General features: G+C 47.9%; 20 protein-coding genes. 9 read left to right on the top strand and 11 right to left on the bottom strand.

Annotated features, from left to right (window positions below):
- Positions 1-153: 153 nt before the first annotated feature.
- The 3 genes from deoC to GA0116948_RS05470 are packed head-to-tail and all read left to right on the top strand — an operon-like array spanning position 154 to position 2,495.
- Entirely contained in the window at positions 154-828 is a 675-nt protein-coding gene (deoC, locus tag GA0116948_RS05480; RefSeq protein ID WP_089709911.1) for a deoxyribose-phosphate aldolase, read from the top strand.
- A gap of 37 nt (positions 829-865) precedes the next feature.
- The gene (locus tag GA0116948_RS05475) at positions 866-1,330 is read left to right on the top strand and encodes an SPOR domain-containing protein (protein WP_165798340.1); all 465 of its coding nucleotides are present in this window, start codon (positions 866-868) and stop codon (positions 1,328-1,330) included.
- Positions 1,320-2,495: a M20 metallopeptidase family protein gene (locus GA0116948_RS05470; RefSeq protein ID WP_089709908.1), complete on the top strand. Its 1,176-nt coding sequence runs from the start codon at positions 1,320-1,322 to the stop codon at positions 2,493-2,495. The genes GA0116948_RS05475 and GA0116948_RS05470 overlap by 11 nt, the downstream gene beginning before the upstream one ends.
- 157 nt (positions 2,496-2,652) lie before the next feature.
- On the opposite strand, the gene glyA is transcribed toward GA0116948_RS05470, so the two are convergent.
- A complete protein-coding gene (glyA, locus tag GA0116948_RS05465) occupies positions 2,653-3,930 on the bottom strand; it encodes a serine hydroxymethyltransferase (protein ID WP_089709906.1) in 1,278 nt (425 codons plus the stop codon).
- Positions 3,931-4,127: 197 nt separating this feature from the next.
- Here glyA and GA0116948_RS05460 point away from each other — a divergent pair, with 197 nt between their 5' ends.
- On the top strand, positions 4,128-5,114 hold the full coding sequence (locus GA0116948_RS05460; RefSeq protein WP_089709904.1) for a sugar phosphate nucleotidyltransferase: 987 nt from the start codon (positions 4,128-4,130) through the stop codon (positions 5,112-5,114).
- Positions 5,115-5,272: 158 nt separating this feature from the next.
- Positions 5,273-6,223 (top strand): NAD(P)H-dependent flavin oxidoreductase, encoded by a 951-nt coding sequence (locus GA0116948_RS05455; RefSeq protein ID WP_089710497.1) that lies wholly within the window; start codon positions 5,273-5,275, stop codon positions 6,221-6,223.
- A gap of 92 nt (positions 6,224-6,315) precedes the next feature.
- Here GA0116948_RS05455 and GA0116948_RS05450 read toward each other — a convergent pair whose 3' ends face one another.
- From GA0116948_RS05450 to GA0116948_RS05435, 4 genes are all read right to left on the bottom strand, one after another.
- A complete protein-coding gene (locus tag GA0116948_RS05450) occupies positions 6,316-7,614 on the bottom strand; it encodes an ABC transporter permease (protein ID WP_089709901.1) in 1,299 nt (432 codons plus the stop codon).
- A gap of 27 nt (positions 7,615-7,641) precedes the next feature.
- A complete protein-coding gene (locus tag GA0116948_RS05445; protein WP_089709899.1) occupies positions 7,642-8,577 on the bottom strand; it encodes an ABC transporter ATP-binding protein in 936 nt (311 codons plus the stop codon).
- Between the two features lie 52 nt (positions 8,578-8,629).
- Positions 8,630-10,183 carry an NAD(P)/FAD-dependent oxidoreductase gene (locus GA0116948_RS05440; RefSeq protein ID WP_089709897.1) on the bottom strand — a complete coding sequence of 518 codons (1,554 nt, stop codon included), beginning with the start codon at positions 10,181-10,183 and terminating at the stop codon, positions 8,630-8,632.
- A gap of 310 nt (positions 10,184-10,493) precedes the next feature.
- Positions 10,494-10,892, bottom strand: coding sequence for a DUF3127 domain-containing protein (locus tag GA0116948_RS05435; RefSeq protein WP_089709895.1), 399 nt, complete (start codon positions 10,890-10,892; stop codon positions 10,494-10,496).
- Positions 10,893-11,478: 586 nt separating this feature from the next.
- Between GA0116948_RS05435 and dnaA the strand changes: the two genes are divergently transcribed.
- Both dnaA and GA0116948_RS05425 read left to right on the top strand, forming a co-directional pair.
- Positions 11,479-12,912, top strand: coding sequence for a chromosomal replication initiator protein DnaA (gene dnaA, locus GA0116948_RS05430; protein ID WP_089709893.1), 1,434 nt, complete (start codon positions 11,479-11,481; stop codon positions 12,910-12,912).
- A 155-nt stretch (positions 12,913-13,067) separates the two neighbouring features.
- The gene (locus GA0116948_RS05425; RefSeq protein WP_089709891.1) at positions 13,068-14,009 is read left to right on the top strand and encodes a cupin-like domain-containing protein; all 942 of its coding nucleotides are present in this window, start codon (positions 13,068-13,070) and stop codon (positions 14,007-14,009) included.
- Between the two features lie 70 nt (positions 14,010-14,079).
- On the opposite strand, the gene GA0116948_RS05420 is transcribed toward GA0116948_RS05425, so the two are convergent.
- The 3 genes from GA0116948_RS05420 to GA0116948_RS05410 all read right to left on the bottom strand — a co-directional run bounded on the left by GA0116948_RS05420 (position 14,080) and on the right by GA0116948_RS05410 (position 17,108).
- The gene (locus tag GA0116948_RS05420; protein WP_089709890.1) at positions 14,080-14,919 is read right to left on the bottom strand and encodes a universal stress protein; all 840 of its coding nucleotides are present in this window, start codon (positions 14,917-14,919) and stop codon (positions 14,080-14,082) included.
- Positions 14,920-15,193: 274 nt separating this feature from the next.
- A complete protein-coding gene (locus tag GA0116948_RS05415) occupies positions 15,194-15,769 on the bottom strand; it encodes a thioredoxin family protein (RefSeq protein ID WP_205686048.1) in 576 nt (191 codons plus the stop codon).
- Between the two features lie 94 nt (positions 15,770-15,863).
- Positions 15,864-17,108 (bottom strand): DEAD/DEAH box helicase, encoded by a 1,245-nt coding sequence (locus GA0116948_RS05410; protein WP_089709887.1) that lies wholly within the window; start codon positions 17,106-17,108, stop codon positions 15,864-15,866.
- Between the two features lie 168 nt (positions 17,109-17,276).
- Here GA0116948_RS05410 and dusB point away from each other — a divergent pair, with 168 nt between their 5' ends.
- Positions 17,277-18,314, top strand: coding sequence for a tRNA dihydrouridine synthase DusB (gene dusB / locus GA0116948_RS05405; protein WP_089709886.1), 1,038 nt, complete (start codon positions 17,277-17,279; stop codon positions 18,312-18,314).
- A 342-nt stretch (positions 18,315-18,656) separates the two neighbouring features.
- The gene (locus GA0116948_RS05400; RefSeq protein WP_089709885.1) at positions 18,657-19,217 is read left to right on the top strand and encodes a GAF domain-containing protein; all 561 of its coding nucleotides are present in this window, start codon (positions 18,657-18,659) and stop codon (positions 19,215-19,217) included.
- Positions 19,218-19,225: 8 nt separating this feature from the next.
- On the opposite strand, the gene GA0116948_RS05395 is transcribed toward GA0116948_RS05400, so the two are convergent.
- The 3 genes from GA0116948_RS05395 to GA0116948_RS05385 all read right to left on the bottom strand — a co-directional run bounded on the left by GA0116948_RS05395 (position 19,226) and on the right by GA0116948_RS05385 (position 22,147).
- A complete protein-coding gene (locus GA0116948_RS05395) occupies positions 19,226-20,122 on the bottom strand; it encodes a pirin family protein (protein WP_089709883.1) in 897 nt (298 codons plus the stop codon).
- Positions 20,123-20,214: 92 nt separating this feature from the next.
- On the bottom strand, positions 20,215-21,105 hold the full coding sequence (locus GA0116948_RS05390; protein WP_089709881.1) for a sugar phosphate isomerase/epimerase family protein: 891 nt from the start codon (positions 21,103-21,105) through the stop codon (positions 20,215-20,217).
- Between the two features lie 127 nt (positions 21,106-21,232).
- The gene (locus tag GA0116948_RS05385; RefSeq protein ID WP_089709879.1) at positions 21,233-22,147 is read right to left on the bottom strand and encodes an SAM hydrolase/SAM-dependent halogenase family protein; all 915 of its coding nucleotides are present in this window, start codon (positions 22,145-22,147) and stop codon (positions 21,233-21,235) included.
- Between the last annotated feature and the right edge of the window lie 6 nt (positions 22,148-22,153).

Below are 22,153 nucleotides of genomic sequence, written 5' to 3'. Positions count from 1 at the left end.
CCCTGATATCATACATCGTATTACCACTGCCCGCATACCCTACCGTAGTTACCGGCCCCAAAAATCAGCCCCCTCTTCCAACGTTCCATACGGCCCGCACCGCACCGGAAAATTGCCCTCGGCTTTCCCATTCTTTAGGCTAAATTTGCAGCTATGCAAGTCAACACATACATTGACCATACCATCTTAAAACCTACCACCTCCCGCGAAGAGATTGTGAAGCTTTGCGGCGAGGCTGCTTCATACAACTTTGCAGCCGTATGCGTGCCTCCTCCTTTTGTGCGTTTGGCGAAACAACTGCTGGAGCAAACCCACGTAAAAACCGCAACCGTTTTAGGATTCCCTTTTGGTTATTCCGCCATCGAGGCAAAGGTAGCTGAGGCGGTGCTGGCCATCGTAGACGGGGCCGACGAACTGGATATGGTGATCAATCTTATTGCCGTACGCAATGCAGACTGGGCGTATCTGGAGAAAGAAATCGCCACCCTCACCGGCCTTATTCATACTAAGCAAAAGGTAATCAAGGTCATTATCGAAAGCGGCATACTATCTGATGAAGAAATTATCCGGTGTTGTGAAATTTGTGTGCGCTGCCAGGTAGATTTTGTAAAAACATCTACCGGTTATGCAGAAAAAGGCGCCAGTGTGGAAGCGGTACAGCTTATGCGCAGCCACTTACCAGCTCCTATACAAATCAAAGCATCCGGCGGTGTGCGCACGTATACATTTGCACAGCAGCTTATTGCTGCAGGGGCTACCCGTATTGGCGCCAGCAGCAGTGTAGCCATTGTGCAGCAGCAACCTGCCGGCAGTGAAAACGGGTATTAAAAACATCCTTTGTTCCACCTTCAAAATGCAAACCATCATGATGATAAAATATTTTGCAGTATTGGGCCTGCTACTGGGCACCACGCTTACCGCTGCTGCACAGGACAACACAGCGGCTACCACCCAGCCGGCACCGGTAATCACCTACAATACGCCGGTGGTGAAAGATGCGCGCATAGATGCCATGATCCGCAAACAGATCTACATCAATACACTTGCCATCCGCAGCCAGCCCGGATTCCGGGTGCAGGTGATTTCTACCAACAAACGCACGGAGGCCAACGATGTTAAGGCCAAAGTAATGCAGCAGTTCCCCCAATACCGCACTTACCTGGATTATAACCCACCCTATTTTAAAGTACGCGTGGGTGACTTTAAATCACGTGATGAGGCCAGCGACCTGCGGGATAAGATCAGCAGCGCCCTGCCTGGCAGCATCTTCGTAGTACCCACAACGATCAATTTGTCTGCAGAAAAAGAAGGAGCCAACAATGAAGAATAAAATACAGGCACTCGCCAAACAATACGCGCCTGCATTCATCGATATACGCCGCCACATTCATGCCCACCCGGAGCTTTCCTTCCAGGAACACGAAACGGCAGCTTTTGTGCGCAGCAAACTCGATGAATTTGGCGTTTCTTACCAGGCGCAGGTAGCCGGCACCGGTATTGTAGCTACCATCACAGGCCAGCATCCCGGTTCCAAAACCATTGCCATCCGTGCCGATATGGATGCCTTACCCATTACGGAAGCCAACGATGTTCCTTACAAGTCGCTTAACCCCGGCGTAATGCACGCCTGCGGACACGATGTGCACACCACCTGTATACTGGGTGCTACGCGTATACTCCAGGAGCTGCGCCATGAATTTGAGGGTACTGTGCGGGTCATTTTCCAGCCAGGTGAAGAAAAACATCCCGGCGGCGCCAGTCTCATGATCGCGGAGGGCGTGCTGCAACATCCCCGGCCAGACGCCATCCTGGGCATGCATGTACAACCCACTATGGAAACAGGCTTGCTCGGCTTCCGTGATGGTAAGTATATGGCCAGCGCTGATGAAATTTATATCACCATTAAAGGTAAAGGCGGCCACGCCGCACAGCCCCACCTCACGGTAGATACTATTCTCGTAGCGTCTCACCTGGTGGTAAGCTTGCAGCAAATCATCAGCCGCAATAACAATCCCTTTTCCCCGTCGGTATTGTCCATCTGCGCATTCAACGGCGGTTATACCACCAATGTAATTCCCAGCGAGGTAAAACTAATGGGTACTTTCCGTGCAATGGACGAAACCTGGCGTTTCCGCGCACATGAACTTATCCGCAAGCAGGCGGTAGAGCTGGTGCATGCCATGGGTGCTGACATAGATATTGAGATACTGGTGGGTTATCCCTGCCTGTACAACAACGAAGCCGTAACCGCGCGGGCCAGGGCGCTGGCCTCGGACTACATGGGAGCCGCAAACGTGCAGGATACAGAACTGCGGATGGGCGCTGAAGACTTTGCCTTTTATTCGCAGGAAGTACCCGCCTGTTTTTTCCGCCTGGGTACTGGCAATGCCGCCAGGGGCATTAATTCCGGCGTACACACGCCTACTTTCGACATCGACGAGCATGCCATTGAGTATGGCATGGGCACCATGGCTTTCCTGGCTGCCAGCTTTTAGTCCTTTTATACCTGAACGTTTTACAAAACGCCGCCATTGCTACCTGGCGGCGTTTTTTTTGAACTAAATCTCCGCAAAGCCACAGCCAACAAAAACACAAAAAAAAGCGACCCGCTCAATGGCAGGTCGCAGGTATTTCAAGCAATTGAAGTTTTAATTACATTTCAGGATACAGGGGGAACTGTTTCATAAATTCATTCACGCTGCCACGCACTTTGGTAATGGTAGATTCATTATCGCTGTCGAGCAGCAGGGTGTCTATCCAATCCACGATCTGGCCCATGTGGGCTTCCTGCAAACCACGGCTGGTAATGGCTGGCACGCCAATGCGAATACCGGATGTAACGAACGGCGATTTATCGTCGAAAGGCACCATATTTTTGTTGACGGTGATATCTGCCTTTACCAGCACCTGTTCCGCTTTTTTACCGGAAATGTTTTTATTGCGCAGGTCTATCAGCATCAGGTGGTTATCCGTTCCGCCGGATACAATCTGGTAGCCCTTGTCCACGAAATGTTTGGACATGGCCTGGGCATTTTTCAGGATTTGTTTGGCATATACCGTGTACTCGTCGGAAAGAATTTCAAAAAACGATACGGCCTTGGCAGCAATCACGTGTTCCAGCGGACCGCCCTGTATACCAGGGAATACAGCCACATCCAACAGGTTACTCATCATGCGGGTTTCACCTTTGGGCGTTTTAAGACCAAATGGGTTCTCGAAATCTTTGCCCATCAGGATCATACCACCCCGGGGACCGCGCAATGTTTTATGCGTAGTGGTGGTCACGAAATGACAGTGTTCGAATGGCGAGTTCAGCAGGCCTTTGGCAATAAGACCAGCCGGGTGGGCGATGTCTGCCATGACAAATGCACCGATGCCGTCTGCAATTTCCCGGATACGTTTATAATCCCAGTCGCGGCTATAGGCAGAAGCACCGCAGATGATCACTTTTGGTTTTTCCCGCCGGGCCACTTCTTCCATTTTATCATATTCTACCAGGCCTGTTTCTTTATTAACGCCATAGAAATGAGGCTGGTAAAGCTTTCCGGAAAAGTTTACTGAGGAGCCATGCGTCAGGTGGCCACCCATGCTCAGGTCTAAGCCCAGTATTTTATCGCCTGCCTGGAGAATGGCCAGCAGTACGGCTGCATTGGCCTGTGCGCCGGAATGGGGCTGTACATTCGCATAGGCTACTCCAAATATTTGCTTGGCGCGATCAATGGCCAGTTGTTCACTAAGGTCTACCACTTCGCAACCACCGTAATACCTTCTGCCAGGGTAACCTTCTGCATATTTATTGGTCATCACGTTCCCCATAGCCTGCATTACCTGGCTGCTGGTGAAGTTTTCTGATGCGATCAATTCTATACCGTGGCGCTGACGCTCCAGTTCCTGGCGGATGATATCAAATATTTGTGAATCTCTTTGCATGATGAAAATTTGTGCAAATTTAGCTTAAAGGCAGGTGAAATGCAAGGTTGCATTAAATTGTACACCAGGACCTTCCTAAAACGATGTATCTACAGTATCTGTAGCATTGCAATCGTTCGCATTCATAAAATATTAGTAATTTTGCCGCGTTGTCATTGAGAAGCGCTTTCGCACTTCTTCACCAATTACACGAGTTCATGAAGGCGATCATACCTGTAGCCGGGGCCGGCACCAAGCTACGACCACATACTTACACCCAGCCGAAAGCATTGATTCCTTTGGCAGGCAAAACCATCCTTAGCATTATCGTGGACCAACTGGTGGAAGCCGGCATCACCGAATTTGTATTTGTGGTGGGTTACCTGGGTGAAAAAATTCAGCATTACGTAGAACAGAAATACCCGCAGCTTATCTGCCACTTCGTACAGCAAACCAGCCGGGAAGGTACTGGCCATGCTATTCTGCTGACCCGCAGCATTGTGCAGGACGATGAAGTACTGATTGTGCTGGGCGATACTATCGTGGAGTCTAACATTAAGGAAATCATTGCCGCACCCCACTCCCTGCTGGGCGTAAAAAAGGTAGATGACCCACGCAACTTTGGTGTAGGTGAAATGGATGAACACCATATCATTACCCGCGTAGTAGAAAAGCCACAAATACCTAAGTCTAACATGGCCTTAGTAGGCTTGTACAAGATCCGCGAAACGGTGCAATTATTCGATTGCCTGCAAGACAATATCAATAATAAAATAAAATCGCACGACGAGTACCAGCTTACTGATGCATTGGAATGTATGATCCACCACGGCGTAAAAATGCAGGCCTACAAAGTAACTAATTGGTTCGATTGCGGGCGCAAGGAAACCTTGCTGGAAACCAATGCCATCCTGCTCAAAAAGCAAATGCCTTTCGTTATACCGCCGTTCGAAAATACCATCATCATTCCGCCGGTGAGCATTGGTGAGCATTGCAATATCAAAAACTCCATCATAGGACCCAACGTAGCCGTGGGCGACAATACCACGGTAAATTATTCCATTGTGAAAGATTCTATCGTGGGTTCTTTCAGTAATCTGCACGAGGTAGTGCTGAAATCTTCCCTCATTGGCTCCGATGCCAATATACGCGGGCTTTCCCAAAGCCTGAACATAGGCGACAATACAGAGATCGATTTAGGATAAAACATAAGCCCAAAGTAGCAAGTGGGTGCATGGAAGCGGGACCAGGATGGCGCTTGCTCCGGTGCATGACGGGTGTACCATGTATACGCATTTGTTTTATCCAACGAATGGTATTCCGGCGGCACCGGGCAGATAATACAATTCCTTACATTTACTATATGCAACAGAATCGCATTACCACGTTATTCGGCATTCAATACCCGATTATCCAGGCCGGTATGATCTGGGCCAGCGGCTGGCGGCTGGCGGCGGCGGTAAGCAATGCCGGTGGGCTGGGTATTATTGGCGCGGGCAGCATGTACCCCGATGTATTGCGCGCACACATACAGGCCTGTAAATCTGCTACCAACAAGCCTTTCGGCGTAAACGTGCCCCTGCTCTACCCCGATACCGGACAGCTCATGCAGCTTATCATCGAAGAAAAGGTACCCATTGTTTTCACCTCCGCCGGCAGTCCTAAAACGTGGACGGCCACTTTAAAACAGGCCGGCATTACCGTAGTGCAGGTAGTGTCCAGCACCGCCCTGGCTTTAAAAAGCGAGGCTGCTGGCGTAGATGCCATCGTGGCCGAAGGTTTTGAGGCAGGAGGCCATAACGGGCGGGAAGAAACTACCACAATGGTACTCATCCCTGCCGTGGCCGCACAACTCCGTATTCCACTCATTGCCGCAGGTGGCATTGCCTCGGGGAAAGCCATGGCCGCCGCCTTTGCACTGGGCGCGGAAGGCGTACAGGTAGGCAGCCGTTTTGTAGCAACGCCCGAAGCTTCTGTACACCATTTATTTAAACAAGCCGTGGTGGCCGCCGGAGAAGGTGATACCATCCTGGCGTTAAAGAAACTGACTCCCGTACGTTTGCTGAAAAACAATTTTTATGATGCCATTAAAAAAGCGGAAGATAGTGGCGCAGATATAGATACACTAAAAACACTGCTGGGCCGCGCCAGGGCCAAAGCCGGCATGTTTGAAGGAAATATGCAGGACGGAGAATTAGAAATAGGTCAGGTGAGCGCCCTGATAAAAGACATTAAACCTGCAGCAGATGTGGTGCTGGAGATCTGGACAGAATTTATCGCTGCTACGCAACAATTGGGCAGGCTATTTACCTGACATAAAACGCAGTTGATTCTTAATCAGCCATGCCATCAAGCACACTCTATTAGATATGTTCTCCAGGTAATTTATAAAGCCATGCACAGCCATTATTGTTTTCTTGTGACCCATTTAATAGCCTCGCCCCAGGTAATTTTTTTCCCATACATAAGAATACCGGTGCGGTATATTTTGCCCGCCGCCCAGGTTGTGCCGAGGAAACCCAGGATAAGCAAAACAAAAGAAAGCAGGAGCTGCCAGTAAGGCACCGTGCCTGGCACACCGTAAGGCAGCCGCGCCATCATTACCATGGGTGCCGTAAAAGGGATAAGGCTGCCCCACACTGCCAGTGGGCTGGTAGGGTTTTTTACGGCGGCAAACATGATAAACAAGCCTATGATTACCGGTAAGGTGATAGGAAAGGTGAGCGATTGCGCATCATTGGCATCTTCATTCACCAAGCTGCCTACTGCGGCAAACAGGGATGCATAAAACAGGTATCCTCCCACGAAGTAAAACAGGAAGCAGCCCACCAGCAGTGGTACATTCACCGCGTCCATACCCTGGTGAATGTTTTCCATCATATGCGACACCGCAGCTGTTTGTGCGCTGCCTGCCACTACCTGGTGTGCACCGGCCTGGCCAATCAAAGCCGGCAGGGCCAGGGTATAAAAACAAGTGATCAGTACAATCCAGATAATGAATTGGGTAAGGCCCACCCCTGCTACACCCAGAATTTTTCCCATCATCAGTTCAAAAGGTTTCACACTAGACACCATTACTTCTGCAATGCGGCTGGTTTTTTCTTCGGAAACGCCGCGCATTACCTGCATACCAAACAGTAGCAGCACAATGTAAATCGCAAACCCACTGCCATAACCCACTGCCCATGCCACAACGGCGTTGCCCTGCTTACCAGTGTCGGTGATGGAGGTTACACTTACGTTAGACCGCACAGATGCCAGTTTTTCCTGGTCTATGCCTGCTTTTTCCATGCGCAGGTTTTCGATCACGCGATTTACATCACTATTCAGCTTGGATTGCAGGTCTATGCCTGGCTGTCCTTTACTGTAATAATAAATAGTGCCAGGGCGTTCCAGTTCAATGTTGGGTACGTATAATATGCCCGTATAGCCTAGCTTCTCATAATTGGCCTTAAACGTATCGATGGCGGCATGCTCCTGGTATTTATACAATACGCCGTTGGCATCGGCCAATTTGCCTTTAAACAAATGGCTTTCGTCTACTACGGCAATCTTTTCATTATTGCCGTCGTTCATCGCCATCAGTACCGGTATGATCACCATGGCGGCAAAAAACACCGGGATGAGCAAAGTGATTACCAGGAAAGACTTTTTGCGCACGCGGGTTAAATATTCTCTTTTTATAATGAGCCAGATCTTATTCATACGTAGTGTGTTTGGGATATAAAATGATTAGGCGGCCACAATGGGTACGCCAGCTGTTTCCATTAACTGCACCTGCTGGATAAAAATCTCGTTAAGCGAGGGCAAAATTTCTTCGAAGTGGGTAATAGTTACTTCCTGGCGGATAAAATGGCTGAGGATATCGTTGGTACTGCTATCCGGATTTTTTTTCAGTATATAGGCATTGTCCTCCTGTTTTACCAGCGTAAAATGATAAGTGGCCATGTGGGCGGGGTTGATGGGCTGACCAAATGCTATTTTAAACAAGTGTTGCTTAAACTGTTGTTTTATCTGCGCCACACCGCCGTCAAGGATCTTTTTGCCTTTATTTACCAGCACAATGCTGTTGCAAATTTCTTCCACCTCTCCCATGCGATGGGTAGAGAAAATGATGGTAGTACCTTGCTGGGCGAGGTTAAATATCTCGTTTTTGATGAGGCTTGCGTTAATGGGGTCCAGGCCGGAAAACGGCTCATCGAGGATGAGTAGTTTGGGGCCGTGTAGTATGGTGGAAATAAACTGTACCTTTTGCTGCATGCCTTTGCTCAGCTCTTCAATCTTTTTATAGCGCCAGCTATTAATATCAAAGCGTGCAAACCAATAATTAATTTTTTCGGTAGCGTCGCGGTAGTGCATGCCTTTTAGTTGGGCAAGGTATAACACCTGTTCCTCCACCTTCATTTTCTTATACAAACCTCGTTCCTCTGGCATGTAACCGATGTTAGCACTGTCTCCCAGCGCATGGTAAGGACGCCCGTCAAAGGTAATGCTGCCTTCGTCGGGGAAAAAAATACCGGTGATCATGCGCAGCAAAGTGGTTTTCCCTGCGCCGTTAGGGCCTAACAAACCAAAAATGCTACCGGAGGGAATGTCGAAGCTAATATCATCCACAGCTTTGTGTGTGGCATAATACTTTTTGAGGTGGGAAACCTGGAGCAAATGCATAGTGATGGCTTATTATTTTTGTACTGGAAATATAATACAATGCCTTCACTTTTTAAAAATCTGCAATGGCCACTGCTACGCGTTCTCCATCCATTGCAGCGCTTACGATGCCCCCCGCATAACCAGCCCCTTCCCCGCAGGGATACAGGCCCTTCACCTGTGGATGCATAAGCGTATCGTTTTCCCGCGGAATGCGAACTGGTGAGGAGGTGCGCGACTCAGTAGCTACCAGGATGGCATCGGCCGTATAGTAACCGCGCATTTTTTTACCGAAGGCCACAAAAGCAGCCGCTAGCCGGGAAGATACGGCGGAAGGAAGTACCTGGAAGAGATCTGTAGCCTGTACACCCGGCACGTAAGAGCAATGGGGCAGCGAGGCAGATACCTTACGCTGTACAAAGTCGGTCATGCGCTGGGCAGGTGCCACGAAGCGGCCACCGCCAGCCTCATAGGCATTGCGTTCCACCATTTGCTGATAATACATGGCAGACAGGGCGCCCTTATCTGCAAAGGGGGTAAAATCGCGCTCATCTACCGTCACCACCATGCCGGAATTGGCATAAGGGTTATTGCGCTTAGAGGGCGACCACCCATTCACCACCAGCTCACCAGGGCTGGTGGCAGCTGGTGCTATGATACCACCAGGGCACATGCAGAAAGAGAACACGCCCCTGCCTTCCACTTGCTCTACCAGGCTGTAACTGGCAGGTGGCAGGTATTCCCCTCTTACCGTACTATGATACTGCACACTATCAATCAACATTTGCGGATGCTCTACGCGCACACCGAGCGCAAAGGGCTTGGCATGGATCTGAATTTGTTGCTGCTGCAACAGTTCAAAAATATCACGGGCAGAGTGGCCCGTGGCCAGGATGGCATGCCGGGCGCTAAAAGTGGCGCCGGCAGCAGTTTTTACGCCTTGCAGGGCATTATCCCTGAGGATAAATTCCGTTACCTTCTGTTCAAAATGCACCTCGCCCCCACTGGCCACGATCTGCTCCCGCATGCTGGTAATGATATGAGGTAATTTATTCGTGCCAATATGGGGATGCGCTTCATACAAAATATTTTCATCGGCACCAAATTGTACAAAAACCTGCAGGATTTTATTGATATCTCCCCGCTTGCCGGAACGGGTGTATAATTTACCATCAGAGTATGTTCCAGCACCACCTTCGCCGAAGCAGTAATTTGATTCGGGGTTCACCACACCGGAGCGGTTCAGGATGGCCAGGTCGCGGCGACGGGTACGCACATCGCGGCCCCTTTCCAGTACCACAGGTTTTAGACCGGCCTCCAGCAAGCGCAGCGCAGCAAAAAGTCCTGCCGGCCCTGCACCTATTACAATAACCGGCGTAGCCGTGCCAGGAACGGTGGGGTAATGAATGGGGGTGAAATGACTTACATGATAAGGTTCATCAATGAACACTTGCAAAGTAAGGATATAATACACCTGACGGGAACGTGCATCGATGCTGCGCTTGAGAATATTAAACCCTGTAATACGCGTGTGCGCTATTCCCAGGGTAGCTGCGGCGGCCTGTAAGATATCGGGATGACTGGCCACTGCGGCAGGTGGCAGCTTCACGGAAATCTGTTGTTGCATAATTAATAGTGGTTAGGTAGCGATCCTACAACTTTTTGATACTGGTGCGACAAAAATAAATTTTTCCCGGCTTATCCTATTTGGCCATCCTTGAAAAGATGGCCGTGTCTTTGCAATGAAGTAATGTTTGCTACATGTAATAAACCAGTGCTGTAGCGTTTATTTTATTTATTCCTTATTTTAAAATATATGCAGCTTCACAATTATCTCCTTACTAAAATACAAATTCCAAAGACCCTTCGTTGTTCAACAACCATGAATCTTTGGAATAATATGTTTTGTGGCCGTATTTTAGAGAGAGAGAAACGGCTTAAAATGGTAAGTCGTCTACATTGCTGGTAGCAGCAGGAGCGGCACCACCCGAAAATTCCTGGGAACCGCCATAGTTAGGTTGTGGATCTACTCCAGGAGTATTGGCCACTATAGATTCCATGCGCCAGGCGTCAAGATTAGTAATATAGTTCACTTTGCCGTCTTTTTCCCAACGGGTGCCTTTAATGTTGAAATACACTTTCACGTTTTCACCTTCCTGGAAGCGGTCTACGATCGCGGTGCGGTCTTGAACTGCCTGGAATTTTATGTAATTGGTAATAACACGACCATTGATATCGTCGGATTTCTCAATTACGAATTCCCTGGTCTTAAACGTCTCACTGCGCTGCATGGTGTTGTATTTCACAACCAGTTTACCTGTAATTTCAAAACTCATATTATATAGTATTTTTTCTGTATTGAATCGCCAAAGATACGGCAAAAGATAAGGTAAAGAGTAATCAGTTCCTAAATTTATTTTTCCTCATCGGATGTGGATAATCTCTTTCAATCCCCTAAATTTGCAACCCGGTTTGCGCCAACCGAAGGCAAACCAAATAGCAGGCATACCCTGCTATAATTGTAACACACCGTACTGCAAAGGTTATGAAAGAAGCCATATCTTATCGCTGTTTCTTACTTCCCCTGTCATGTACTATATTATTTTAGCCGGTATATTATTTTATGGACGATAAAAAGTGAATAGCAATGGAAAAATATTGGGAATCAGCTTACATATATTTTAGCAATTGGTAAGCTGAGATAGCAGTAAAATCAATATATAGCGGCGGCTAAAACGCGCAAAAACAGGACATCTGAAGGCTGTATTAAAGGCTATTAAAACAAGGTTAGATTAATTTTTTTTTCTAGTATTTTCTACAGATATTCGTTTCCCTGTCCAAAAAAAAGTTTCTAAATCCCAATTGGAATTTTTACATTTCGAGAACACCTTAATTACTAAACAAATAATTTTTTCTAGCTCAATGAACAAAACTTGCGAACAAGTTTGGGAAAGGTGTCTGAATATAATTAGGGATATTGTGGAGTGGCAGCCATTTAAAACCTGGTTTGAGCCTATTAAACCGATTGGGCTTGAAAACAATGTTCTAACTATCCAAGTGCCGAGTCAATTCTTCTATGAATACCTCGAAGAACATTATGTTGGTTTACTTGGTAAAACGATCAAACGTGAGCTGGGCAAGGAGGCAAGACTGGAATACCGTATTGTAGTAGAAAATGGCACACCGCATCAACACCCTAAAACGGTAAACATGCCCACCCAGTTTGCCAAGCAGCAAAGGGACAGTGAAGTTGATTTTCCGCTAACTATTCAAAACCCAGTCAAAAATCCTTTCGTCATCCCTGGTATCAAAAGGGTACAGATCGATTCACAACTCAATCCTAATTACACCTTCGACGCTTACATTGAAGGAGATTGCAACCGCGTGGCAAGACGGGCAGGTAAAACTGTTTCCGAAAAGCCGGGTGGTACTTCTTTCAATCCACTGGTTATTTATGGCGGCGTGGGCCTTGGTAAAACACACTTGGCACAGGCCATCGGGAATGAAGTAAAAACCATTCATCCGAACAAAGCAGTATTATATGTAAGTGCCGAAAAATTTATCAACCAGTTCATCGATCACTCGAAGAATAATATCATCAACGACTTCATCCACTTTTATCAACTGATAGATGTGTTGATACTGGACGATATCCAATTCTTTGCCCGTGCAGAAAAATCGCAGGATGCCTTCTTCGCCATCTTCAATCACCTGCACCAATCCGGTAAGCAGCTCATCCTTACCTCGGATAAGCCGCCCAAGGACCTCGACGGGGTACAGGAACGCTTGCTAAGCCGCTTCCGCTGGGGACTCAGCGCCGACATACAGGTACCCGAATTTGAAGTACGTATGGAGATCCTGGAAATGAAGATGCGCAACGATGGCCTGGAAATGCCCAAAGAGGTCATTAAATACGTGGCTTACAACATCCAGAGCAATGTACGCGAACTGGAAGGTGCCTTGATCTCCCTGCTGGCCCAGTCATCGCTGAACCGTAAGGAGATAGATCTGGAATTGGCCAAACGCGTGCTGAAATCTTTCGTAAAAACTTCTTCCAAAGAAATTACCATAGAAAGCATCCAAAAAATGGTGTGCGATTATTTTGAAGTGTCTTACGACAAGCTGCTGCAAAAAACCCGCAAGCGCGAGATTGTACAGGCACGGCAAATCACGATGTACCTGGCTAAGTCATTTACCAAAAACTCACTTAAAACCATTGGTGAACATTTTGGAGGCCGAGACCATACCACCGTGATCCACTCCTGCCAAACCGTGAAAGATCTGATGGATACGGATATCAACTTCCGCGATAATGTGATGGAGCTTCAACAGAAAGTGCAATTGGCTTCCATGTAACAATACCCCCCACCTCAGCTAAAAAAAACATTGAAGGGCGTAATCCTGTCACGGATTACGCCCTTTTTCATTTTCCCTGCTCCATGTTTTTTTATGTCATAATAAAAATACGCCGTATATTAGTCCATAAGACCTGTAGACTAAATTCGGTTCTTATGCAGCTTCAATCCATTCCTGCCGTTAGCGGTATTGATCCGCAAACATTTCAGCAGCGCTATTTTAAACCTGGGATACCCGTTATACTTAAGGATTTTGTGGTGGCCGATTGTGAAGCCATGCAACTGTGGGATCTGGAGTATTTTAAAGAAAAGGCCGGCGCCGCTTCCGTAGCGGTGCATGGCAGTGAAGATGCCCATCCGGACAAGGTAACCAGTCCTCCAGAAGAAAGAACCACTTTTGCCGCCTATCTGGACCGCATACAGTCTGGCCCCACAGAGGCCCGTCTCTTTCTCTTTAACATATTGATGGACTATCCTGCGCTAAAAAAGCAACTTAAAGTAAGACCACTGGCCAAGGGCCTGCTAAACTGGCTACCCCTGATGTTTTTTGGCGGTGCCGGCTCCAGTGTACGGTATCATTACGACATCGATATGTCGCATGTATTCCTGACACAATTCCAGGGGGTAAAAAAAGTATTACTCTTTGCCAATGATCAGTCTCCGTTCCTGTACAAACTGCCTTTTAGTTTTCACGGCACACCGGATCTGCGGCACCCGGATTACGAGCAATATCCTGCCTTACGCCACCTGCAAGGGTATGAATGCACCCTTGAGCATGGGGATACGTTATTTATTCCCTCCGGCTACTGGCATTACATACAATACGTTACAGCCGGCTACAGTGTAAGCCACCGGGCACTCTCCGCTTCCTTTGCCGAGCGGCTTACCGGCTTGTGGAATATCCTGGTGGTGCGCCGCACGGATAATTTGCTGCGCAAACTATTAGGTCAGCGCTGGTTCCAGTACAAGCAACGGGTGGCTTTACGCAATGCAGCCCGCGCCGACGCACAGTACAAAGCCGCCAAGATTGCCGAGAGAGTGCATTTGCGCCCCTTTACCGACCCGATAGACCGCATTCATAATGCTTACGAGCGCTAATAAAAAGTGCGGCAAGCACCTGTACAAACAGGCACTGCCGCGCAAATGTTATGAAAAAGGTTATAAATAATTAGAGTTCCCGCAAAGCCAGGATGGGCAGTTTATTCAGCCGGGCCAGCCCCTTGGTATTGCTGCGGTGAAACAGGCTATTCCAGATGCCGTGCTGGCGGGGTACCATGATGAGCAGGTCTATTTGCTGATCGGCTACAAACTGCGCAATGGCATCTATTACATGAGAGTTTTGCATTTTGAAGTATTCCGGCTTAACGGGCGCCAGCGCAGCCTTCAGGATAGCCTCCCCTTTCTCTTCCTCGATATGGTCATCGATTACTGGCGTTTCTACATACACCACTTTAAGTTGTGCGCCACCTGCAAGGGCTACTGTATTGATGAGGCGCTGAAAAGGCAACCGGCTGGTGATATTTTTGTAATTGCAGGCATACCCAATGTTGCGCAATGGTTTAAATTCCATATGCTGGGGCACCAGCAATACCGGTGCTTTCAGGTTACGCAGGGAGTTCAGAATTTCATTGTCCCAGGAGAGCAGATCGTCGTACTCGCCGGCGGCACCCATGAACACGATCACATCCTTCCCGTTGCCCACTAGCGATACCAGTTCTTCGTGTATATTACCCACCACCAGTAATGACCTTACTTTTAGCTGGGGATAATTTTGTCGTATCCAATCCAGCTCAATTTCCAATTCCCTTTCGGCATGTGCATAATCATCATTAATGGATGCCAGGGCCACGCCTTCCCCGCTGATGGTAGCTGGCATGGAATAAATGTGCAACAGTACGTAATCCAGGTCTAAAGCTGCTGCTTGCTGATGTGTGAATGCCAGGGCGTACCTCGTTGCATTTTTGGTGGAAGCGCTGAAGTCGGTGGTCATCATAATCGTGTAAGCCATGGTATAAGATTTAGCGTTTTAAAAATTCCTAACTATTGTAAAATGGGCCCGCAGGGCTCCGGTCATTTCCTTGCCTATACCGTGGTGACATAAATTTTGGTATTACCCGTATTGCTTAAAGTTAAGGGTTTAACTAATTACCATGAATGATTTTTGTTTTAAGTACAGTTATAACCCTGGCGAAAACCAACAGAACCTTTATAGTTTCAAATAGGTTTTTTCCGCGGCGTTTGTCTAATGCTGAATTGGTATTTTAGATGAAAAGAATAGGTGTTTATACCAGCAGCGGCACCAGCCCTGCTATCAGTTCTTGCTGGAAAGAGCGGCCAGCATCGTGGTTGTACCATTTTTGCATTTCCACCTTCATGGTTTCGAAAGGCGCCTTTTCTTGCTGTAGTTGATTGTACAATGCCTGGCACTCTGCCGGGCGCGGACCCCATACGAAAATATCCTGGCCTGCCTTGTCCTGAATAATTAGTTTAGGAATAGACTTGCTAGTGCCAGTGAGATAGTTATTAATGCGAAAGGGCGCGCTGTCGCGCAATTCATAGGTGACTTTTATTTGTTCCCGGAGCGCAGCTATCTTGCGTATAAAAGGAATGGTATTGGCGGCATCGGCACACCAGGCTTCGGTGATCACCGTCCAGTGCTGCGGTGCGGTGATTTTTTCCGTCAGGGCCTGGGTTTCGGGCAGCAATATTCCGCTGCGCATCCAGCGGTTCATATGAGCAAGGTTTAACCGGGTAAATTCAATGTATTTAGGCTGATCATAAGGCGCAGGCGGGTTAGGCTCGTGTAGGAGTTTGTCGTAATAATCCACATACCATTGAAAATTCATTGTTTGCTCCATGAGTGTAGCATTTAGCTATCGGAAAGATACAATAAAAACAAAAACTGCCGGCCTTGGGGGGCTGGCAGCAATGATGAGCGGAGCGGATGCGTGTTTATTTCTTTTTTTTCTTTTTCCCCTTATGTTTATCCATTTCGGCATTATGCTCATCTATCAGCAACTGCCAGTTATCATTGGGCGTTTCTTCTGAGAATACGATGGTTTCCCGGTAATCGTCTTTATCGATCTTCATCTCGTGAATTTCCTTGCCTAAATATTTTTGTATTTCCTTAAGAATAGGCTTTTCTTCCTCACTGCAAAATGAAATGGCCTGCCCTTTCTGTACGCCCCGGCCGGTACGGCCTACACGATGTACATAATTTTCCGGTTCGTCGGGCAGGTCGTAGTTTACCACATAATCTACGTTGGGGATATCAATGCCCCGCGCATTTACATCGGTGGTGATGAGTATTTTAACATCGCCCTGCTTAAATTCATCCATCACCTTCAAACGGTCTTGCTGCTCTTTGCCGCCGTGCATAACCAGGGTTTTAATCTCCACCCGGTCCATAGCAGCAGCTACCCGTTCTGCGCGCACTTTGGTGCGTACAAATACCAATATTTTTTTATCGGGAAATTCTTTGGCAATGCGTTCCAGGAAAAAACGTTTATCGTCCATGGCGATGTAAGACACGGCATGGCTCACATTTTTAGATACCGGGTCTTGCGGGGATATCTGGATACGGATGGCGTTTCGCACAATGGAATAAGCCAGATCTTTAATTTCTTCGTCGATCGTCGCGGAGAAAAAGAGCGTTTGGTGATGGCGGGGTAGGTGCTTCATTACATCGCGGATATCACGGATAAAGCCCAGGTCCAGCATATGATCTGCCTCATCCAGAATGAGTGTTTGCACCTGGCTGAGATCAATGTGCTGCTGGTTTATCAGGTCGAACATACGACCGGGCGTAGCAATCAGCACATCTACCCCCTTTTCCAGCTGGGCTATCTGTGCGGCTTGCTCTACACCGCCAAAGAGACCCAGGATATGGAGGCTGGTGTATTTTCCTATTTCCTTGAACACCTCAGATATCTGCACGGCCAGCTCGCGGGTGGGTACCATTACCAGGCAGCGCACCTCATTGGGCCCGGTGCGGTGGCGTTGTTGCTGCAACCGGTCTAGTATGGGAATGGCAAAAGCGGCTGTTTTGCCGGTACCTGTTTGGGCAATGGCCAGTACGTCATCACCTTTTAAAATGGAAGGGATGGCTTTAAACTGGATATCGGTAGGCCGGCGAAAACCCAGCTCTGCAAGGCTTTTTTTAATATCCGGGGAAATATGGTATTGTTCAAATTTCATGTGGTTCGTTTACCGTAAGCGGCTTTTATGAGCGCAAAGGTATTGAAAAGGTATTATGTACCAGGTACCGTCCTTCCGTACCGTGTAGCGCGGGCGGCAAAGCTCCGGGGGGACATCCATCACCTTGTACCATTTTTAAAGTATTTTTGCAGTTCAATTATCAAATAAGTGGTGAAGATTGCCAATATTGAGTTGCCGGACTTTCCCTTGCTCCTGGCGCCCATGGAAGATGTTACGGACCCTCCGTTCCGGGCGGTGTGCAAAGAAAATGGGGCGGATCTGCTTTACACTGAATTCATTTCCAGTGGGGGGCTGATTCGGGACGCCATTAAGTGCAAACGCAAACTGGATATTTTTGACAACGAACGCCCCGTGGGTATTCAAATTTTCGGCGGCGACGAAGAAAGCCTGTCGCTGGCCTCCCGGATTGTGGACGCCACGAATCCCGACCTGTTGGACATCAACTTTGGCTGCCCCGTAAAAGGTATTGTGGCCCAAGGCGCAGGCTCGGGTGTACTGAAAGACATAGACCTCATGGTACGCCTCACGGCGGCCTGTGTAAAAGCTACCTCCCTGCCCGTAACGGTAAAGACCCGCCTGGGCTGGGATGAAAACTCCAGGAATATTGAAGAAGTGGCCGAGCGCCTCCAGGACGTGGGGATAGCAGCACTCTCCATCCATGGCCGCACCCGCATGCAGATGTACAAGGGCGAGGCCGATTGGAGCCTGATTGCCCAGGTAAAAAACAATCCCCGCATCCACATTCCTATTTTTGGCAACGGCGATATTAATACGCCTCAAAAAGCGCTGGCCTACAAAAACCGCTATGGGGTAGATGGCATTATGATTGGCCGTGCCGCCATTGGTTACCCCTGGATATTCCGGGAGGTGGCTCATTATATCAAAACAGGCGAAATGCTGGCCCCACCTACGCTGGAAGAGCGGGTAGCCGTGTGTAAGTATCACCTGCAAAAATCCGTGGCCTGGAAAGGCCCTAAAGCGGGCATTTATGATATGCGCAAACATTACTTCCAATATCTTAAAGGCTTGCCCAATATCAAGGCGTTTCGCAGCCGCCTGGTATTATCTACTGATCCGATGGAAATCGAAAGCGTGCTGGATGAAGTACAGTCCGCTTATGCCGGCTTCGAAATTCCACACAGCCCCATTGAACTCGTGAACTACCACGAAAACTGCCCCATGTAAGTTCCCGTATGCTACTCCGGTTACCTGAAAGCTATTGCCGGACACAGCCACCCGGCATATAATTTTTTATCCGGCCTCCCAGCATTTGAAATTCCGTACACATCTTTATAGTGATGTACAAGCTAATAACTTATACCTGATTGCATTATACATATTTATTAATTAATAATATATAAAGGGTGATGGTTTTTGCTAAATCCTTTTTAGGGCCTTATTAAGTACCAGGATTTTTTTAAATTTAATGCGTTTCCAACCACTACGGCCTGCCTTTGCCGCCAAAAAAGGCTTCCCCGGTATACAGTATGCCTGCAATAAAATGGTCTCAGAATTTATTTTTATACTATGCACTATACGTCCAATATTCCCGCTTCTCTCTTACCCGACAATGAAAAAGAAAGATTACAACACCTGTATCGATATGAGATATTAAACACTGCTCCAGAAGAAATTTATGATAACATTGCCCGCAAGGCTATGGGTATTTTTAATACGCCGATTGCTTGTGTAAATTTTGTGGATCGTGACCACGTATTTTTCAAGAGCCATGTGGGTGACGAAGGCTGCACGGTGTTACCGCGTTATGCCAGCTTTTGCTCTATTGCCATTCACAATCGTCCGGTTACCGTATTTCCGGATACGCATCAGTTTCCCCAGCTCAGGGCCAATCCATTTGCTAACGGCATTAACGACGACAACCAGGCCGTTCGCTTTTATGTAGGAGCTCCATTGCGTACACCGGAAGGCACGCAAATTGGTACCGTTTGCGCGGTAGACAATGTGGCGCATCCATCCATTACGGAAGCGCAGGCCCTTCAGTTGTTCGCGCTTGCCAGCCAGGTGATGGATGAACTAAATATGCGCCTGCGCGTGCGGTCGTTGCTGAAAGGAAAATCGCTTAATTAGTTGTAAGCTTATGATTTTTGCCGGAGGGATGAACTAACGGGCGGCAAAGGTATAATGTCTGGCTCTCCCTGTAAAAGGGGAAAACGCTGTGCTGCCCAATCTGCTTTCGCTTGATCAATAAGCTCCAGGGTGCTGGCTACAAAATTCCAGTAAATATGACGTGGCTCGGCAAACGGTTCGCCGCCAAAGATAAACACGGTGGTATTTTCCGCCATTACAAAATCGCATAATTTGCTGTTTTTAGCCACCAATATGCGTTTGGGTTCATAAACATGGCCTTCGCTTTCTATCTGTCCGGATAAAATATACAACCCAGTTTCGCCAAACAGATCGGCGCCCAGTGTAATTGTTTGCCTTTGAACGCTTTTCAGTTCCAGCAGGTACAACGGACTATACACCGGCACTGGAGAACGTTGACCCAATACTTCACCGGCAATCAGTTTATAGTGAATGCCGTTTTGTTCCCAGGATGGAATGGTATCTTCTTCGGCATGGAAAAATGAAGGCATCATTTCTTCCAGGTCTTTGGGTAATGCCACCCATATTTGCATCCCATGCATTTGTTTATCGGAGTGCCGGAAGCGTTCCGGAGTGCGTTCTGAATGTACAATGCCTTTACCTGCTGTCATCCAGTTCACTTGCCCGGGTTTTATTTCCACGTTAGTACCCAGCGTATCATGGTGTATAATATTGCCTTCGAATAAATAGGTTAATGTAGACAACCCAATGTGGGGGTGCGGGCCTATATCCAGGTTCTGGTGATCGCTCATCAGCACCGGTCCCATATGGTCAATAAAAATGAAAGGCCCAACCATGCGTTTTTCGCGGAAAGGCAGCAGGCGTCCTACCAAAAAATGGCCAATGTCTGCCGGGCGTTCTTCTATGATAAGCTGTATATTAGACATAACAGGAAGTTATACCTGCAAAATACAAAAAAGCCTGGTGATGTTTGTTGCCAAACGCCGCCAGGCTTTTTGTGATGTAACAAAACGGTTGCTTATTTCAGCTTACTGGTTTGCTCGTCGAAATATTGTTTAGTAAAGATTACATCGGGCAGGTTGTGATACCAGTTCGATTCATGTTCTATAGATATCATACTGGAAAAATGCTGGCGTTTCAGTTCTGCGAATACGGCTGGTAAATTGATCACGCCTTTAGACACCACGGTATCTGCGGCCTCGGTATCACCAAATTTTACGATGTCTTTCAGGTGAGCACCGTAGATGTGGCCTTCCAGTTTTTTCAGGCATTCTACGGGATCGAGACCATTGCGGGCCCAATGACCAATGTCTGCGCAGGAGCCAATGTTGGGATGTCCCTGGATAGCAGCCAGCACGGAGTCAGGGTGCCAGTAAACGTTTGGTTTGGGATGATCGTGGATGGCTACCTTAATGCCATAAACACCCGCCAGGCTATCTACCACATTCCACTGTGTTTTGATGGGTTCTGCGGTAATGTAGCTGAGACCAAAATATTTTGCCAGGTCAAATGCTTTTATCCATTCTGCTTTACCATTGGGTACGATCACGCCCATCGCTACCAGGTTGATGCCTTTCTTCGTAAGTAGTTCTTTTACCTTGGCGCGTTCGTCGGTGGTCATATCTCCCCCGAATTTACCTTTCAGACCATCACCCAAAGGCTGGCCCCAAAAGGCTTCAATGTTTTTAATGCCTGCGCTATCTACCTTATCGAGCGCTTCGGCGAAGGTGAAAACACGGAATGTCCACAATTGTACGCCCAACTTGTAATCCACGCCGGTAGCCGTTTTAATGGTATCAGTAGCAACGGTAGTAGAATCTGAAACCGTTTTAGTACTTGCCCCATTGTTACAACTGGCTAGGGCAGCGGCGCACAACACGCCGAGTAAATAACGTGAAATCTTCTGCATGGTAAATAATAATTTGATGAATAAAATTCGCCACCCAATATAATAAATTGTTGGAATGAACGGTATTTTAAAATGATAAATGGTACAGAAGCATACAACGCCTGACTGTTCCCACTCCTCTGCCTGTTTATTTTTTATGGGTAATCCCTACTTCCACGCTCCAATCGGGCCCACTGCCAATGTGGTACACGGCGGCAAAACTGGCTTGGTTTAAGGCAAAGGAAAGATCCAGTAAACTATTGAGGTAACTCAGTGGTTTACCTTTGGCCACTGCACCAAACGTCTGGCTATAAGGCGCATCACCTTTGTAAACAAGCATGCCTTTGTGCAAGACGGTAAGGTGTACCACGTCCCCGTATTGCGGGCTTAATTGTTGAAAGAGATCACGTCTGATGTTAGTCCATAAGTTGCCATACTGCACGTCCAGCACAGCAATGCTACCTTTAATAATATGTCCTTCCAGCACAGCCGCCTGGTATGGAATGCGCACCACCTCGTTTGGCAACCGGGGGCCTACCTGTTCGTATGTAATGGCGCCTGCTGCCAGTCGCGCGGCAGTGTAAGCATATACATCACGTCCATGAAAAGTATAAGATTGCTGTGAATCTTTGCGACGGTTCACCGTTTCATCGATCTCCCGCACTTCGGCTATACCAAGGGATGCGGCCACCAGGGTAAGGGTACCATTGTCTGGTGTTACGATGAACTGGCCGGTGTTGGTTTTCAGCACCACCGACTTACGTTCAGTACCCACACCGGGATCTACCACAGAAACGAACACCGTGCCGGTGGGCCAGTAGGGTACGGTTTGCTCCAGGCGATAAGCGGCTTCCCAAATATTGTAAGCGGGAATTTCATGGGTAATGTCATACAACTTCAGATCGGTCGATACAGTGCTGGCCACCCCTTTCATCGCCGATACAGCGCCGTCTTTGAGGCCAAAATCCGATTGGAAGACAACGATTTTTTGCTGGGCGGATACAGTGGCAGTAACCAGCATCCATAAGGCGCAACCTGCGAATAGGATCGCTTTTCTGATCATAGCACC

It is taken from the genome of Chitinophaga costaii (genome assembly GCF_900094705.1).
Taxonomy (GTDB): domain Bacteria; phylum Bacteroidota; class Bacteroidia; order Chitinophagales; family Chitinophagaceae; genus Chitinophaga; species Chitinophaga costaii.
Note: the sequence above shows the minus strand (reverse complement) of the source record. Positions and strands in the feature narration are given on the sequence as shown.